The 16,555-nt window shown below is 41.3% G+C and carries 18 protein-coding genes, 2 tRNA genes and 1 pseudogene; 14 read left to right on the top strand and 7 right to left on the bottom strand.

Going from position 1 to position 16,555, the window contains the following annotated elements; all coding sequences use genetic code 11:
• Positions 1-27 precede the first annotated feature (27 nt).
• The 7 genes from KKH91_02810 to KKH91_02780 all read left to right on the top strand — a co-directional run bounded on the left by KKH91_02810 (position 28) and on the right by KKH91_02780 (position 5,933).
• Entirely contained in the window at positions 28-1,488 is a 1,461-nt protein-coding gene (locus KKH91_02810; GenBank protein ID MBU0951746.1) for a hypothetical protein, read from the top strand.
• Between the two features lie 112 nt (positions 1,489-1,600).
• Positions 1,601-2,380: a MotA/TolQ/ExbB proton channel family protein gene (locus KKH91_02805; protein ID MBU0951745.1), complete on the top strand. Its 780-nt coding sequence runs from the start codon at positions 1,601-1,603 to the stop codon at positions 2,378-2,380.
• Positions 2,381-2,383: 3 nt separating this feature from the next.
• A complete protein-coding gene (locus KKH91_02800; GenBank protein ID MBU0951744.1) occupies positions 2,384-3,043 on the top strand; it encodes a flagellar motor protein MotB in 660 nt (219 codons plus the stop codon).
• Between the two features lie 7 nt (positions 3,044-3,050).
• Positions 3,051-3,746, top strand: coding sequence for an OmpA family protein (locus tag KKH91_02795; GenBank protein ID MBU0951743.1), 696 nt, complete (start codon positions 3,051-3,053; stop codon positions 3,744-3,746).
• A 102-nt stretch (positions 3,747-3,848) separates the two neighbouring features.
• Positions 3,849-4,481 (top strand): DUF47 family protein, encoded by a 633-nt coding sequence (locus KKH91_02790; GenBank protein ID MBU0951742.1) that lies wholly within the window; start codon positions 3,849-3,851, stop codon positions 4,479-4,481.
• Between the two features lie 3 nt (positions 4,482-4,484).
• Positions 4,485-5,474, top strand: a complete 990-nt coding sequence (locus KKH91_02785) for an inorganic phosphate transporter (protein MBU0951741.1) — start codon at positions 4,485-4,487, stop codon at positions 5,472-5,474.
• A 78-nt stretch (positions 5,475-5,552) separates the two neighbouring features.
• Positions 5,553-5,933 (top strand): RNA-binding protein, encoded by a 381-nt coding sequence (locus KKH91_02780; GenBank protein ID MBU0951740.1) that lies wholly within the window; start codon positions 5,553-5,555, stop codon positions 5,931-5,933.
• A gap of 65 nt (positions 5,934-5,998) precedes the next feature.
• Here the strand turns inward: KKH91_02780 and KKH91_02775 are convergent, their stop codons facing one another.
• Positions 5,999-6,535 carry a hypothetical protein gene (locus KKH91_02775; GenBank protein ID MBU0951739.1) on the bottom strand — a complete coding sequence of 179 codons (537 nt, stop codon included), beginning with the start codon at positions 6,533-6,535 and terminating at the stop codon, positions 5,999-6,001.
• Between the two features lie 312 nt (positions 6,536-6,847).
• Between KKH91_02775 and KKH91_02770 the strand changes: the two genes are divergently transcribed.
• Together KKH91_02770 and KKH91_02765 are read left to right on the top strand one after the other, a co-directional pair.
• A complete protein-coding gene (locus KKH91_02770; protein ID MBU0951738.1) occupies positions 6,848-7,636 on the top strand; it encodes a hypothetical protein in 789 nt (262 codons plus the stop codon).
• Between the two features lie 8 nt (positions 7,637-7,644).
• Positions 7,645-8,172: a spore maturation protein gene (locus tag KKH91_02765; protein MBU0951737.1), complete on the top strand. Its 528-nt coding sequence runs from the start codon at positions 7,645-7,647 to the stop codon at positions 8,170-8,172.
• Here KKH91_02765 and pflA read toward each other — a convergent pair.
• The gene (gene pflA, locus KKH91_02760; GenBank protein MBU0951736.1) at positions 8,169-8,891 is read right to left on the bottom strand and encodes a pyruvate formate lyase-activating protein; all 723 of its coding nucleotides are present in this window, start codon (positions 8,889-8,891) and stop codon (positions 8,169-8,171) included. The genes KKH91_02765 and pflA overlap by 4 nt on opposite strands.
• 5 nt (positions 8,892-8,896) lie before the next feature.
• Complete coding sequence (pflB, locus tag KKH91_02755; protein ID MBU0951735.1) at positions 8,897-11,128, bottom strand: formate C-acetyltransferase; 2,232 nt, start codon at positions 11,126-11,128, stop codon at positions 8,897-8,899.
• A gap of 94 nt (positions 11,129-11,222) precedes the next feature.
• Between pflB and KKH91_02750 the strand changes: the two genes are divergently transcribed.
• From KKH91_02750 to KKH91_02735, 4 genes and pseudogenes are all read left to right on the top strand, one after another.
• Positions 11,223-11,792 (top strand): nitroreductase, encoded by a 570-nt coding sequence (locus KKH91_02750; GenBank protein MBU0951734.1) that lies wholly within the window; start codon positions 11,223-11,225, stop codon positions 11,790-11,792.
• A gap of 406 nt (positions 11,793-12,198) precedes the next feature.
• Complete coding sequence (locus KKH91_02745) at positions 12,199-13,695, top strand: RNB domain-containing ribonuclease (GenBank protein MBU0951733.1); 1,497 nt, start codon at positions 12,199-12,201, stop codon at positions 13,693-13,695.
• 51 nt (positions 13,696-13,746) lie between these two features.
• A complete protein-coding gene (locus KKH91_02740; protein MBU0951732.1) occupies positions 13,747-14,118 on the top strand; it encodes a thermonuclease family protein in 372 nt (123 codons plus the stop codon).
• A gap of 2 nt (positions 14,119-14,120) precedes the next feature.
• Positions 14,121-14,756: pseudogene (locus KKH91_02735) on the top strand (MjaI family restriction endonuclease).
• Between the two features lie 24 nt (positions 14,757-14,780).
• Here the strand turns inward: KKH91_02735 and KKH91_02730 are convergent.
• The 3 genes from KKH91_02730 to KKH91_02720 all read right to left on the bottom strand — a co-directional run bounded on the left by KKH91_02730 (position 14,781) and on the right by KKH91_02720 (position 15,719).
• A complete protein-coding gene (locus KKH91_02730) occupies positions 14,781-15,404 on the bottom strand; it encodes a hypothetical protein (protein ID MBU0951731.1) in 624 nt (207 codons plus the stop codon).
• Positions 15,405-15,449: 45 nt separating this feature from the next.
• Positions 15,450-15,523 (bottom strand) — tRNA-His (locus KKH91_02725).
• Positions 15,524-15,645: 122 nt separating this feature from the next.
• Positions 15,646-15,719, bottom strand: a tRNA-Arg gene (locus KKH91_02720).
• 229 nt (positions 15,720-15,948) lie between these two features.
• Between KKH91_02720 and KKH91_02715 the strand changes: the two genes are divergently transcribed.
• Positions 15,949-16,068 (top strand): hypothetical protein, encoded by a 120-nt coding sequence (locus tag KKH91_02715; GenBank protein ID MBU0951730.1) that lies wholly within the window; start codon positions 15,949-15,951, stop codon positions 16,066-16,068.
• Here the strand turns inward: KKH91_02715 and KKH91_02710 are convergent.
• A partial coding sequence (locus tag KKH91_02710; GenBank protein MBU0951729.1) for an SPASM domain-containing protein occupies positions 16,053-16,555 on the bottom strand: 503 nt, incomplete at its 5' end. The genes KKH91_02715 and KKH91_02710 overlap by 16 nt on opposite strands.

Below are 16,555 nucleotides of genomic sequence, written 5' to 3'. Positions count from 1 at the left end.
CCAGAGTATTAATAAGGAGAATAACCGATGAGAAAAAGACTGCAATCCATTTTTATTTTTATGTTTACGCTGATAGCCGTAAGCGGGTATTATAAAATAAACGCGGCAAGTACTAACGAAGGGATTGAAACAAGCATAGAAACAAAAATTTCTATAGAAACAAGTCTTGAAGAAAGGCTAAGAAAAGTCCTCGCTGAAATTGCGGGAACGGATAAGATAATTATCATTATAAATACCGAACTCTATAGCGAGAAAGAAAAGAAGGAACTGCAACTAAAACCTAAGGATCAAAGATCTCAAATGATTTTGCCTGGTGTTCCGGTAAAAGAGAATATAGGCGAAAGAAAGATTGAGGATTTACTTGCTCCTCTGGACCTCGGGAAAACCAAGACCATGATAAAGAAAATCAATGCCACGATAATTCTTGATAAGGGTGTTTCCCAAGGGGTTGTGGATATTATTAAAAAAGTCGCCGTCGGCCTTCTTGGCGTAGATTTTGAACGCGGGGATCAGTTTGTGATAGAAAGAATGAGCTTCAAGCAAAATCCTTTTTACTGGAATTCGCTGCTTTATCCGCCGCAGCTTTTTTACGTTGTCGCAATAGCTTTATTTACCTTCGCTATTTTTAGTTCCATTTTGTTTTTATTCAACCCTTTTAAAATATTTTCCAGAAGCCTGGTAGATGTTATTGCAAGTTATGTAGCAGTACAGAAGGAAGCAAAATCATCCGAATCTTCTTTCGGAGGCGGGAGTGGAAACTCTGGCGCTTCATTTGAATCAGTCCCGGGCGCTTCTGCAGCAGTTCTGGCTGCAGGAAGCCTTAAGGACACTGAACACAGAAAACCTTTCTGGTTTATTATGCCGGCCGAGGTAAATCAGTTAAGCGAAGCATTAAAAACAGAACCTGCTGAGAACATTGCAGTTGTGATGAATTACCTTAACAGGGATATGGCGTCAAAAATATTTTCAAATCTTCCTGTGGAACAGAGGGTGAAAGTAGCCGATTTATTTTCAGGAGTCAAACAAATGGATCCCGAAGCGGTAAAATCACTGGAACAAAAAATAAAGGATACTCTAAATTATTCACTTGGAGGACAGGACATACTTTTAGGATTGCTGGATTATAGCGACAAGGATACTCAGGATAGAGTACTTGCTTCATTAAAGGCAAAAAGTCCTGAAATTGCAGCGAAATTGCAGAGGTCAATATTTAGTTTTGATGATATTGCCAATTTCGATACAAATACGCTGCAGCTCGTCCTGCGCAGAATAAACCTTTCGGCTTTCGCCCAAATTTTGAAAGCCATGCCGGAAAATTTCAAGACAAAAGTGCTTTCCGGTTTAACTGAAGCGGCAAGAAAAAGGCTCCAGCAGGAAATTGAGCTCGGCAGGCCTATATCTGCGGTAAGAATAGCGGAAGAAAAAAGAAAAGTGGTTGATGCAATACGCCAATTGAATACTGAAGGATTGATAGAGATAAAAAAATAAACAAGGAATTATACCCCATACGCTTCCAAGCGCGTAGAACGGGGTATCCAAGAAGGAATTATACCCCATACGCTTCCAGGCGCGTAGAACGGGGTATCCAGGAGGAATGGGAATGGATTTACTTACGGTAGGCGGAGCTATTATAGGAGCGGCAGCAATATATATAGTCATGGCCCGGGGCCAGATTTTACACATGCTTTTCAATCTGGATGCATTTTTGCTTGTAGTTGTCGGAACACTTTCATCAACTTTTATTGCATACCCCTGGGCAACAATCAGATCAATACCAAAAGCATTCAGCCTGGCTTTCTTCCCCAAAAAAAGAGAAAGTTCGCTGAAAATGATAGAAATTGTAGTTGGTCTTTCTGAAAAAGCAAAAAGGGCTGGGCTTGTCGGTTTACAGCCGGAAATATCAGGGTTGCATGATAAATTTTTAAGGAATGCCGTACAAATGCTTATTGACGGTTATGATATAGATATTATCGAAGACAATCTTGAAAAAGAAATATTGTACGTAAGGGAAAGGCACCAGAAAGTAAGCAGTGTGTTCAGAATGATGGCAACAGTTGCGCCTATTTTCGGCTTGCTTGGAACCTTGCTTGGAGTGGTACAGGTTTTAAGGAATATTACAGACCCTAAATCCATGGGCGCAGCCATGGCTACCGCAGTAGCCGCGACATTTTTCGGAATATTTGCCGCCAATTTTGTGTTTTTGCCTGTTGCCGTCAAACTATCGGAATACAGTGAAGACGAAATTTTAAATATGGAATTGATCACCGAGGGCATAGTTTCAATACACAAGGGTGACGTTCCGGTAATAACCGAGAAGAAACTTGAAGGTTATTTATCGGCTATTCTGAGGGAACAGTCGAAGCAGGCAAAACAAATATAAAAAATGAGACAACGTAAAAGGCCGGTCAGAGTAATACAGCAAAGTTCGATCTGGCTTACAATTTATGCGGATATTATTACAAATCTGACTCTGTTTTTTCTTATGTCGTATGCTTTTACCCGAATGGATGAAGCAAAAATAGCGGATATTCAGTCGGGTTTAACAGGTTTTGTGAGCAAGCCCGCCGCGATGACTGACAGGGCGGCCCGAATTTTAAAACAGATACAAGAACAGGAAGCAGTTACTAAACTTGATTCTGAAAAAGACAAACTGGATAAATACGCAAAATTAGAAGTAAATGATAAGATGATCAGGATTCTTTTGACAGCCCCGGTGCTTTTTGACCCGGGTGAAGCAGTCTTAAAAAAGGAAACAACTTTAGCCCTGGATGAAATAGCAAGGTCTTTAAAATCGTTGCCTAATCAGATTGTTGTTGAAGGCCATACAGATAATGTTCCAATCAGCCAGGGGAAATATTCTACAAATTGGGGTCTTTCTATCGCCAGGGCTGTCAGCGTTGTGGATTACTTTACAAAAGTAAAAAATTTGCCTTCTGAAAAGTTTATTGTCGCAGGTTATGGGGAATTCAGGCCGCTTTATCCAAACGACACTCCTGCAAACTGCGCGCAAAACAGAAGGATAGAAATAAATGTGATAAAATGAGGTTTTTGTGAGCGGAGATTTTGGGGGTAATGTAGATAAAAGAGCATTGTATGACCCTTCAAGCTGGGTAGTTCCTTATGCTGATTTAATAACTACCCTCATGATATTCTTTCTTTTGCTTTACTCTGTTTCCGCCATGGGCGGCTTAGAGTCAGAAAAACTGCTTTCAAATGTCCAGTCTGCCATGGGCGGCGAAAAAGACGAAAATGCAGAACAAAAAACGAAAGAAACAGACGCGGCTTCAAAGCTTTCAAAGGAACTGCAGGATACTGCAAGAATAGAAATTAATGCCCAGAAAATAAAAATAATGCTCCCTGCGCCGGTGCTTTTTGATTCCGGCGGGGCGGATTTAAAAGACGAAGCAATAAAGAGCTTATCGGGAATTGCAAAAATTATTAGGGATATGCCTAATACGGTAATTGTGGAAGGCTACACGGATAATGTTCCCATGAAAACCGGGAAATATACGTCTAATTGGGAACTTTCAGCCGCCCGGGCTTTTAGTGTAGTTGAGTACTTGATGGAAAAAGAGAATATTGATTCAAAAAGGTTTACAGTTTATGGTTATGGGGAATTCCGGCCCGTAACAGCCAATGACACTGAATATGGCCGCGCAAAAAACAGAAGGATAGAAATTAGTATAATGAGGGCTCAGGGCAGGAAGTTGGCAGCTAATACAGAGGAAGGGAAAAAGAAGGAATGAATTCACATGCTTTGGTTTGACATCTGGAATTTAGAGTCTTGCTTTTGTTTTTTTTAATATTATAGAATAAGCACGACTAAAAAAATTCAGGAGGGTTGCTAAATGTCTATACTTACAAGATTTTTTCCTAACAAATTCAATATTTTTGACCTTTACGAGAAACAGATATCTTATGCCGTAGAAGCAGCCAAATATTTCAGGGAAGTCGTATCTAACGGCACTATTGATGCTGCTTCACTCGAAAAAATACATGATTTAGAACACCAGGGCGATGATGTTGCACATGAAATTATTGAACAGTTGAATAAAACATTTATTACGCCTTTCGACCGTGAAGATATCCATTCTCTTGCTAAAGAAATAGATGATATTGTAGATATGATCAATACAATAACCGGCAGGCTTCTTCTTTATAAGTTAACAAAAGTCGATAAAAATTTAGTTGAGTTTGCCGAAATGATTGAGCAGTCTGTTATCGGTGTTTCCTGTGCAGTAAAAGGTTTGAGGGATACGAAAAATATTCAATCAGTAAAGGATGCCTGTGTTGAGGTGAACCGGCTTGAAAATATGGGTGATGCTTTAAGGGATAAATCGCTTACGCAATTATTTGAAACAGAAAAGGACGCGATTGCAGTGATAAAATGGAAAGAAATATACCAGGAAGCCGAAACCATCCTTGATATCTGCGAAGATGTGGCGCATGTCGTTGAAAATATAATAGTAAAGCAGGTGTAAAAAATGACATTAGCTATAATTTCACTTATTCTTCTGGCGCTTTTATTTGATTTTTTAAACGGTTTTCATGATTCAGCTAATTCTATAGCTACGGTTGTGTCAACCCGGGTACTTTCGCCTCAGGTTGCTGTAGTTTGGGCGGCATTTTTTAATTTTATTGCATTTCTTTTCTTTGGCCTTCATGTGGCAAATACGATTGGTAAGGGAATAATTGATATAACCATTGTGGACAATCAACTTATTTTCGGCGCCTTAACGGGCGCTTGTGTTTGGAATATTATTACATGGTATTTTGGCCTGCCCAGCAGTTCTTCTCATGCGCTTATAGGCGGGATGATAGGTGCGGCGCTTGTTAAGACAGGCTCTAAAGCGCTTGTATGGAAAGGAATTATAAAAACCGCGACTTTCATTTTTGTTTCACCTGCAGCCGGCCTAATCTTAGGGTTGGGATTTGGTATTCTTATATATTGGTTTTTCCGTAAGAGTATACCGAAAAAAGTTGACCACATTTTTAGAAAAGGACAGTTGGTATCAGCTGCTCTTTACAGCCTGGGACATGGCGGAAATGATGCGCAAAAGACTATGGGTATAATTGCAAGTTTGCTTTTTGGCGCCGGTCTTTTAGGAAGTACGTTTTATGTTCCTTTTTGGGTTGTGATTTTATGTCATGCAGCAATTGCGCTTGGAACAATGTTCGGCGGGTGGCGTATAGTAAAAACCATGGGCCAGAAAGTCACAAAACTTAGGCCGATCGATGGTTTCTGTGCAGAGTCAGGTGCAGCAATTATGTTGTTTATTGCTTCCGGTTTAGGGATTCCGGTAAGCACTACGCATACTATTACAGGTTCTATAATGGGTGTTGGCTCCTTAAAAAGGTTAACTGCAGTAAAATGGGGAGTAGCCGGCAACATTATATGGGCCTGGGTTCTAACCATTCCATGTTCAGCGCTTATTTCGGCATTATCCTACTATTTAGCTGTTAAACTCCATTAATTAGTTGCTTTTAAAGAATTAATATGCCATAATCAGGATAGTTCAGTTTTAGATTAGCTGAAACTACGGAGGAAGTAAATGAATATGTACGTTGGAAATCTGTCGCAAGATGTGACAGAAGAAGATTTAAAGGTAGAGTTTGAAGCGTTTGGCAAAGTCCAGACAGCAGCTGTAATCAAAGATAAATTCACTGGTTTATCCAGGGGATTCGGTTTTGTTGAAATGCCGGCAAAAGAGGAAGCTACAGCAGCAATGACCGCTCTTAACGGCAAAGACATAAAGGGTAAAGCAATTTCTGTGAATGAAGCCCGTCCCCGTGAAGATCGTGGCGGCAGAGGCGGCGGAGGCGGTGGTGGTGGTTTCAGAGGCGGACATGGTGGCGGAGGCGGCGGTGGTGGCAGAGGATATGGCGGCGGAGGCGGCGGCAGAAGCGGAGGCGGCGGAAGAGGCGGCTGGTAAAAATCTAAAAAAATACAAAATTTAGAATATTTTAAAAATAGCAGCTATAAAAGGCTGCTATTTTTTTATTCATCTGCTCCGCAGTTTACGCGACCTTCCTTTATTCTTGAATCGCCGTCAATATCGGTTTCTCCGGGAGCTTTTGTAAAAGCCGGGTCTCCGGCGTTTTTAGCCTTAGAAGTCTGCCTGAGATGCAGCCCTGGCGGGTAATTTACCGCATCCCTTAGAGATGGATTGACAAATAGAGAATTTTTATCAAAACCAAGCGCTTGCCATTCTTTAAACCCGCTAATTTTATTATTGTCTACGATGAAATGTATTTTTTTCGGGCCTTCCGTGGTATACCAGATATTATAATCAAAAATTATATTTGAAAAACTATTTTTATCGATATTTGATAAGGCAACCGGGCCGTTTGTTTTGGGTTCTTTAACAACGTAGAAAATATTGTTTTTTAAGGTGCAGGTAGAGGCCCAAAGAATATTTACATCTCCTATTTGAGCGTCAGTCCCGCTTAACACGCCGTTTTTTAGAAAAGTGTTGTTTAAAAAAGCACAATTGACAACTCTTCCGCCCTCCTGGGCATAACCGCCGAAGCTCAAACCCGAAATGTGGCTGAAAAAAACAAAATTATCCCTGACTTTAATGTTTTCTGTTAATTGGTAATTTTTTTTACAACCTATCTTTATGCCGTAATTACAATTATAGATTTTATTTCGCTCAATTGTAATATCTTTTGCGCCGTCAACGCGGATGCCCGCGGCGATACGCTGGCCTTTATATGCATAATTCGGGAATGAATCAATGTTGAAAATTGTATTATTCTGAAAGAATCCGTTTCTGGGCCGGTCATTTAACCCGGAGCCGTAACGGGGTATTATAACCTGCAGCTCGTATACAGCCCGATATCGGATATGAGTATCTCGCGGTCAACCTACACTTTGGCAAACGCATTTTTAGTAACTTTGTCCAGCAGGGCTTCGATGGCTGTTTATCCTTCAAGCTCGGCTACCATGACTTTTGTAAGTAATAAATGCACTATGGATTTGAATTTCCCTGCGAATACTTTTGGAAATATAGCAACCATCAATGTGAACGTATCACAGAATCCCGCTGCCGTTACTCAAAGCAGTGTAACAGCAGCTAATCTTGAATTTGAAATAACCAATACATTCATGTATCAGCCTCAAAAAGCATTTACAGTAACCCTTCATTATACTGATGCCGACATCGCCGGTATGGATGAGTTAAAACTGGTAATCGCTTATTATGACACAACAACTTCAAAATGGGTAGCATTACCCAGCACGGCAGATGCAGTAAATAATAAGGTTACTGCCGATATAAGCCATTTAACGCTTTTCAGGCTTGTTATGTTTTCAAAGCAGGCCAGCCTTACGCTTGCAGATTTGCAGGTGTATCCGAATCCGTATCTACCAGGTTCAACCGGAGCATTTGCGGACTCTTTACTCGGAAAAGGGATTGTGTTCAGCGGGCTTACCGCAAAAGAGCGGATACTCATCTATACGATTTCAGGCGAGTTGGTGAGAGACTTTCAGGAAACCGACGGCGACGGTGTGTGTTTCTGGGATGCGAAAAACGAAGGGAACGAGGATGTGGCATCCGGCGTGTATATCTACCGGGTAACAAATCCGGACGACAGCAGCCAGAAAAAAACGGGCAAGCTTGCGATTATCAGATAGTGCGACTCATGAACGCTTTTAACTACATTTCACAGCTGGTTATTCCGGTATTCCTGCTTTTTGCGGTAATCTACGGGTTTGCCAAAAAAGTAAAGGTCTATGATTCTTTTATAGTAGGAGCAAAAGACGGGTTAGGGGTTGTGTTAAAGATATTTCCGTATCTGCTTGCGATTTTTGTTGCAATAAAAGGTTTTCAGGCGTCAGGCGCTTTTGATTTTCTTAAATTAATTTTAGCGCCTGTGTTTACATTTTTTAATATTCCTATTGAAGTAATATCAATTTCTATAATAAAACCTTTATCCGGAGGCGCTTCAACTGCGATTTTTACCGATATTGTAAAAACTACCGGTCCCGATTCACCTGCCACACGGATTTCCGCAGTTATAATGGGAAGTGCTGAAACAACTTTCTATGTGATTGCCGTTTATCTTGGCGCTGTCGGCATCAAGAAAACTAAATATTTAGTTCCGGTATGCGTTATTTCGGATATTATTGGAATAATACTTGCAATTGTAATAGTAAAGTGGATGTTCTAGCCTTTCATTTGTTCATCAATAATTTTTTGGAGAGAAGTGATTACTGCAGGATTCGCATCTTTAGCGGCGTTTAAAGTATAAGCCAGCCCAAGTTTTTTCCATTTCTCAATTCCCATAGTGTGGTAACCAATAAGCTCTACTTTTTCAGGTTTAGCGTGTTTTTTAATCAACGAAACCAGTTCTGCTATATCTTCGGAAGTATCATTTATTTCCGGAACCACAACATGTCTTATCCAAAGCGGGATTTTCTTGTCAAAAACTAATTTAAGAAATTCCAAAGTTTTCCCAAAGGGTTTGCCGGTAATTTTTTTGTGCTGAAGATCGTCATAATGTTTAATGTCAAGAATTACAAGATCGGTAAAGTCCAGGCACTTATTTACGGCATCTGTTTCACAATACCCTGAAGTGTCTAATGTGGCGTGGATTTCTTTTGATTTGCATAATTTTAAAGTTTCAAGGAGAAACTCCGGCTGGAATAGCGGTTCGCCTCCTGAAAATGTCACCCCGCCCCTTTTACCGAAATATAGTTTATATTTGGAAATACGTTCTACTAATTCAGAAGGAGTGGTTAGAATTCCTCCTACAGGAGACCACGTATCGGGATTGTGGCAATAAATACAGCGCAGGGGGCATCCCTGAAAAAAAACAACGCACCGCAAACCCGGCCCGTCTAAAGCGCCCAGTGTTTCTATTGAATGGATTCTGCCTTTTGTGGTCATAATGGTTACATCTTGCCGTGGAAAGTCCTGTTGATTACTTCTTTCTGCTGTTCGGGCTTCAGGGTATGAAAATTTACTGCGTAGCCCGAAACCCGGATTGTGAGGTTAGGGTATTTATGAGGGTTTTCCATTGCGTCTATAAGATTTTCTCTAGTTATTACGTTTACATTCAGGTGATGGGCTTTGTTCTTGAAATAACCGTCGAGAATGTCGGTAAGGTTATTAAGTTGGTCTTCAGGTGTTTTGCCGATTACCTTAGGCGTTATGCTGAAAGTGCAGGATATGCCGTCTCTGCAGTAATCATAGGGGATTTTAGCAACCGAGTTCAAGGAAGCAATTGCGCCGTTGGTGTCCCTGTTGTGCATCGGGTTTGCGCCCGGGGCAAAGGGTTCGCCTTCTTTCCTGCCGTCAGGAGTCGCGCCGGTGCTTTTACCGTAAACAACATTTGAAGTTATTGTTAATATGGAAAGCGTATGAGCAGCATTCCTGTAAGCGGGTGTTTTCTTTAAAGTCTCATAAAAGTCTTTAACAAGTTCGGTTGCTATTTCATCTACTTTCGGGTCATCATTGCCGAATTTTGGAAAATCGCCTTCAACTTTATAATTTTCAATTAATCCTTTGCTGTTTATTACAGGTTTTACTTTAGCGTGCTTGATAGCGCTCAATGAATCAACTATAACTGAAAGCCCGGCAATTCCAAAGGCCATGAATCTTTCTACTTTTGTGTCGTGTAAAGCCATCTGCAATTTTTCATAAGCGTATTTATCGTGCATGTTATGGATTACGTTCATTGTATTGACGTAGAGTTTACAGAGCCAGTTTTTGTAGAAGTCATATCTTTTCATAACTTCATTGTAGTCCAGTATTCCGTTTTTCATCGGGTCAAGCATGGGGCCTATCTGGTCGCCGGAGATTTCATCCCTGCCTCCGTTGATAGCAAGCAGAAGGACTTTCGGCAGATTGCATCTCGCGCCGAAAAATTGCATCTGTTTACCGACTTTCATAGCGGAGACACAGCAGGCGATAGCGTAATCATCGCCGTATGAAGGGCGCATAATTTCATCGTTTTCATATTGGATTGAGTTTGTTTCGATCGAAACTTTTACGCAGTATTTTTTAAAATTTTCAGAAAGGTTCGGGGACCACAGAATGGTAAGATTGGGTTCAGGTGCCGGATCCAGATTGTAAAGCGTCTTCAAAAACCTGAATGAGGATTTTGTTACGAGCGGCCTGCCGTCTTCACCCAGCCCTCCTACTGATTCTGTTATCCAAAGCGGGTCGCCGGCAAAAAGTTCGTTGTATTCCGGTGTGCGCAATTGTCTTGCCATGCGCAACTTTATAACGAAATCATCAATAAGCTCTTGAATATTTGTTTCAGAAAGTGTTTTTTCTGCAAGGTCACGTTCAAAATATATATCAAGGAAAGTGCTGACTCTGCCAAGCGACATAGCCGCGCCGTTTTGTTCTTTAATTGCCCCAAGATACGCAAAATATAACCATTGCACGGCTTCCCGGGCGTTTGCCGCAGGTTTGGATATATCAGAACCGTACATCAAAGCCATTTCTTTCAGTTTTTTAAGAAAATCAATCTGCCTGAAAAGTTCTTCCTGGAGCCGGATATTTTCTTCGTCCATATGCTGTTTGCTCAGGTGTATTTTATCTTTTTCTTTCTGCTCAATTAAAGCATCAACTCCGTATAACGGCACCCTGCGGTAATCACCGATGATTCTTCCCCTGCCATAACCGTCCGGCAGGCCTGTGATTACTCCGCATTTTTTTGCATCTTTCATTTCTACAGAGTAGACCCTGTAAACGCCGTCGTTGTGGGTTGTGCGGTAGGCAAAATATTCTTCAATTACCGGGTCAAGTTTGTAACCGTAGGTTTCGCAGGCTTTTCTTGCAAGTTTAATTCCGCCGAAGGGATTAACCCCGCGTTTTAAGGGGCGCGCGGTCTGCAAGCCTACTATGATTTCATTTTCTTTATCGAGGTATCCTGCAGGATATGTGGTAAGAGAGGAAACTGTTGAAGTGTCTATATCAAGAACGCCGCCCATTTCTTTTTCAAGAGTAAGCAGTGCCTGGAGTTTTTTATAAATGTTTTTGGTTCTATCGGTAGGGCCGGCAAGAAAATCATCAGAACCCGTATAAGGATGGTAGTTTTTTTGGATAAAATCTCTTGTATCAATTTCTTTCTGCCAATTACCAGGGATGAAACTTCTCCAGGCATTATTATTCATTATTTTTTATTATAACTCATTGAATTTTGGTTGTCAAGAAGATATAAATATAGTAAAATTGCATAGGAAAAAACTTCGTAACAAGGGGGCCAAAGTGAATCCGATAATCGATAATATTAAGAGAAGAAGGTCAGTTAGAGAGTATGAATCTAAACCGATTCCGAAAGACATTTTAGAGGAAATAATTGATGCAGGCAACTACGCGCCGACAGGCGCTGGGGCGCAGGGCTGGAGGTTTGTGGTTGTTGAAAGCGAATCTTTCAGAAAAAAAATGGTTGAAGCCGGATTGCCCGCTTATAAGCAATGGCTTTCTAAAATGCCCGAAGCTTTCCAGCAAATACGGGCCCAGAGGGATATGTCTCCTGATCCGATTTATTATTTTGCCCCGGCGATTGTGTTTGTTATAGGACCGGGTGAAGGTGTTGGCGGCGACTATGACTGTCCGATGGTGTGCGAAAATATAATGCTGGCCGCCAGGTCTTTTGGCATAGGCAGCTGCTGGGTTTTTATCGGGCAGTTTGCGTTAAAGGATGAAGAAGTAAAGAAAGCGCTGGAGATAAAACATGGGGAAAAAGTTTACGGCCCGATTTTATTGGGCTACCCCAAAGGCGATTTCCCGCAAGCCAACCCCAAAAAACCCCCAGTAATCAAGTGGATAGAGTAATTATTTAATGTCCTTATTATCAGGAAAAGTGCGGAAAAACTTTCACTCGTGCTATTGACGATCTCAGAGAGGCGCAAAGAGTTGTAGACATGACGCCTGTTGACGTGCCTTTGAAAGCTTATAATGAAGTGGAGAAGAAAACAGGCAAGGTGGCAGTAATAAACTAAATAGGCGTATCCCAAACCGTAATGGCTGACGAGAAATATGAAAAAGAAATCAATGGCGGAATATTTATGTTGAATTTCATCAAGCCACGCGCCGGGCTTGGTTTCAGAACCCCTGCAAAGCCGTAAGAGAAGCATTGAAAAAAATAAAAACCAGCGGAAAGTTCGCGGTAATAAGGTGACCTTTGCCAACAACAGATAATCGCGACCGGTCAGTACTTCAGAGAATAGCCCGCAGAGTGATGTTGGAAAAAGGGCTGGATCCCGATTTTCCGCCAGGGGCGCTCTCCGAACTTGATAAACTGCAAGCTCAGAAACTGTCCGTTGAGCCGAAATGCCGTGACCTCAGAAGCCTTCCCTGGTGTTCAATAGATAACGATGATTCCCTTGACCTTGATCAACTGACTATCGCTAAAATGCTGGGCGACGGCTGTATTATGGCCTGCGTGGCGATTGCCAATGTGGATGCGCTAGTCAGAAAAAATTCCGCGCTTGACGAGCACGCCCGGTATAATACCACGTCGGTTTATACTGTGGCCGAAACCTTCCCCATGCTTCCCGAAAAACTTTCTAACGATCTCACATCGCTGAATCTCGAGCAAGACCGCCCTGCAGTCATTATTGAAATGAGTTTCGCGGCTAGCGGCGTTCTCAAGGATTCCTGCGTCTATGAAGCGCTGGTCCGCAACCATGCGAAGCTTACATATAATAAAGTCTCTGCCTGGCTGACCGGCGCTGAGCCGATTCCACAGGAAGTTTCTGCAGTTAAGGGGCTGGAAGATGCTATCCGGCTCCAGGACCTTATAGCCCAAAAGCTGAAAAAGCTCAGGCACGAGCGCGGTGCCCTCGAACTGCAGACTATAGAAGCGCGCCCGGTATTCCAGGGAGACAAACTTGAAAGGTTGCAGGCCCAGGAACAAAACCGGGCCCAGGACATTATTGAAGATTTTATGATAGCCGCTAACGGCGTTACTGCGCGTTTTCTCGCGGCGCAAAATTTTCCGTCCATACGCCGCGTAGTGCGTGTTCCTAAGCGCTGGGACAGAATCAGGGCTCTTGCTGTTGAACGGGGATGTAATCTTCCGTCGGAGCCGGATTCAAAAGCTCTGGATAAATTCCTTCTGGCTCAGCAGGCCGCAGATCCGCTTACTTTCCCCGACCTTTCTCTCAGCGTTATCAAACTGTTGGGAGCCGGTGAATATATAGTTGAGATGCCGGGAGATAAGGCCGTCGGGCATTTCGGCCTCGCAGTAAAAGATTATACACACTCCACGGCTCCGAACCGCCGATTCCCTGATTTAATAACCCAGCGCATGATAAAAGCGGCAGTTGCAGGAAGCCCTCTCCCCTATTCGAAAGAGGAATTATCAACTCTTGCGCGCCATTGCACCGATCAGGAAGATGCGGCAAAAAAAGTTGAACGGCAGGTTGTAAAATCTGCTGCAGCGCTTTTGCTTAGAAACAGGATAGGCGAGAGTTTTGATGCTATTGTTACGGGCGCGTCGGACAAGGGGATCTGGGTCCGGCTTGTAAATCCGCCGGTAGAGGGAAAACTGGTAAGCGGTTTTAGCGGGCTTGATATCGGCAGCAAGGTCAGAGTGCGCCTGGAGCGCACCGATGTTATGCGAGGATTTATTGATTTTAAGGCAGGTTCAGCGAAACAAGAACAGCGTCAGAAACAACAATGGAATAAACAGCAGTGGAGAAAGCCCCGCAAAAAAAACCGCCGTAAAAGATAATGTGTCTTTAAATAGGTATAATTGTTTAATAAAAAAATCGATCCAAGAAAAATGAATTTTGGTTCAAAAATAAACGCTGATTCTTCAAACAAAAGAGAAGAATATCATACCGTGAAAGAAATATTGAGTCCGGAATCGATGATATTAGATAATGGTCTCAAAATTAAACTAATAGGCATAAAACAATCTCTTGAAAAAAACGGAAGTGCAACTGTTTTTTTAAAGGAAAAAATACGTGGCAATCGTGTTTTTATGCGTTTTGATGCTATTAAACATGATGGCGATAATAATCTATTATGTTACCTTTATTTGGACAATAAAACGTTTTTAAATGCCCATCTAATAAAACAGGGGCTTGTTGATGTCGATACCAAACTTGATTATAAGTATAAATCAAAATTTTTATCTTTAAGGACAAAATAATAATGGCAAAAGAATGGATATTGAATAGCGCTATGAACCGGTTTCAGTTGAATTTTAAACGTAATGTAGGCGCCGTTTCAGAGGAAATTAGAAAGTGTACTCCAAGAAATGTTAAGGATTGGGAAAAGTATTATTTTGCCAATGTAAAACCGAAAGAACATATTGAAAACCTTGGCAGAAAATTGTATGTTAAAATAACCGAGGTTCTTACTGCTGAAATCGAAGCTATTAACGAGAAGGACTATATTGATTACATGTTTGAGCTTGTCATTAATAGAACCTAGGACGGGTATATGACCGAGATAAAGACTATTTATGGTCAATTGGAAGAAATACTCAAAGTAAAAATAGAGCCTGCTCCGGATGAATGGGACAGATTATTTAATGTAGATTTTTTCATTAAAATAAAAGAAAAATATATTGGCCTACAGATAAAACCTGCTGGAGGGGTAGCGCATATTCCGCAAATATTCAAGGAACATGAATTACAATTACAGACGCATAAGAAATTTGCCGATAAATACGGGGGGAAGGTATTTTATATTATTTCAATTAAAGAAGGCGACAAAAAGAAAATTCACAATACTGAAATCATTGAAGAAATAAAAAAAGAAATTGAAAGAGTAAACAACACTTAAATTATTCCAGTAATCTCATTTATATTATTTTCCGAAGTAATAGTGAAAGGTAACTCCTGCCAGAGTAGCTCCTGACCCGAAAGTTGTAATCTGGGTACGCCCGTTGCCTGCATTTGAAAAAGATTCGCCATACGCAACAATACTTGCTCCTAACGGAATTTCCACCGAAAGGCTCTCAGTAATAAACAATTCCGGAATGGCGCCAAATTCAAAACGAATATCCATGCCGTTTGTATTAATGTTAAAATGAGTATCATTTTTAACTATTACCAGCCCGCACATTTTATCAATTCTAAAATTATTATTTGAATAGATTTTGTTTCTTCCCCTGATTCCGAGAACATAGGCCAGTAAAGATTTGTCGGTGCCCTTAGGTGCTGTTTCGTAATTTACGCATAACAGGTATTGTGTGCTTTTGCTGTCGCTTTTGATGTTTTTAAATGAAAGAGCGTTATAAGTCACGTCATAACCAGTTGCTTTCATAGTAGCGCTTTTTTTCGAAGGTTTTTCGTTAGTTTCCTTAACAACAGGACTTGCCGGAGATTCGGTTGTTTTTGCTTTAACAGCCGTACCAGCTGCTCCTGCCGCACCGGTGATACTTGCAACGAACAATAAAGCAATTACCTGTAGAACAATTTTCTTAAACATTTCAATTCCTCCTAGGCCTGGATTTACTAAAAATTTTGAATTAAGGGTAGGTAACCGGATTTGAACCGGCAGCCTCCTGGGCCACAGCCAAGCGCTCTAACCAATTGAGCTATACCTACCATCTTTCGCATCCTTCTTTGTTTATCAATGAACTTTTCATCGTCGTTCGCTTTTCACTTTTACAAGTGAACGCTCACTGAACTCTCCGAAGATGAGTTACTTTTGTCGCACTGTTTTTATATGGGCCCGGTGAGATTTGAACTCACGACCTCCTGCTTAGAAGGCAGATGCTCTATCCAATTGAGCTACGGGCCCGATAAATAAAAAGAACTGACTGAAACTATTGAAATTATATAAACTAATCCCCTAAAAATCAAGTAAAAAAGTGACTTTATGCTCTTAAATGAGTAAAATTTCCTAACCAGGAAAAGAATTTTTAAGAGGTTAATAGAAGAAATAGAATTCTCAGATTGGATGCCTTTTTTTATGAAGTTCTTACCCTGATTTTGAAAAATCTTATAGCCGGATTACAGTAAGCATGGGCGTGTCGGCATTTCCTGAAGATGCAGCCAGCCCAGAAACCTTGATAGATATTGCTGACAAAGGGTTATACAAAGCTAAAATCATCGGAAAAAACAGAGTATGCTCTTATAGCCAGCAGTGAAAATCTTCTGCCAGGTAATCTCCGGTCAAAGCGTAAACCATTGCCCTGCAGCCGATACAATCAGAAACTCCGCATTTCCCGCATTTTCCTTTAAGGTTTTTTTTATTTCTTAAATCATTGAGCAGTGTTGAGTTACTCCAAATATTTTCAAGCGAATCCGTCAGTAAATTACCGACAGGGATACTAAATCTCCTGCAGGGCAGCACCGTCCCATCAGGAAGCAGCGCCAGGCCGTCCTTTGCAACTATACATTGGGCGGCAAAAACATCTTTTTCGGAAAATTTTACTTGAAGGGCCCTGTACTGGACTAGGTCCTGCGGATTATATTCAACTTCGCATTTTTGGAAAATATTTCTGTATAAATCATTCAAATCTTCGCCGTTGACTATTTTGTCCGAAATTTTTAATCCATTTCCCAGGGGGATGAACCTTTCTATTATATAACCGTCAACTCCCAGGGATTTAGAAAAATCATACAAATTCACTG

Source organism: Elusimicrobiota bacterium (genome assembly GCA_018816525.1).
In the GTDB taxonomy this organism is placed as follows: domain Bacteria; phylum Elusimicrobiota; class Endomicrobiia; order CG1-02-37-114; family XYA2-FULL-39-19; genus OXYB2-FULL-48-7.
This window is presented reverse-complemented; position numbering and strand designations above follow the sequence as displayed.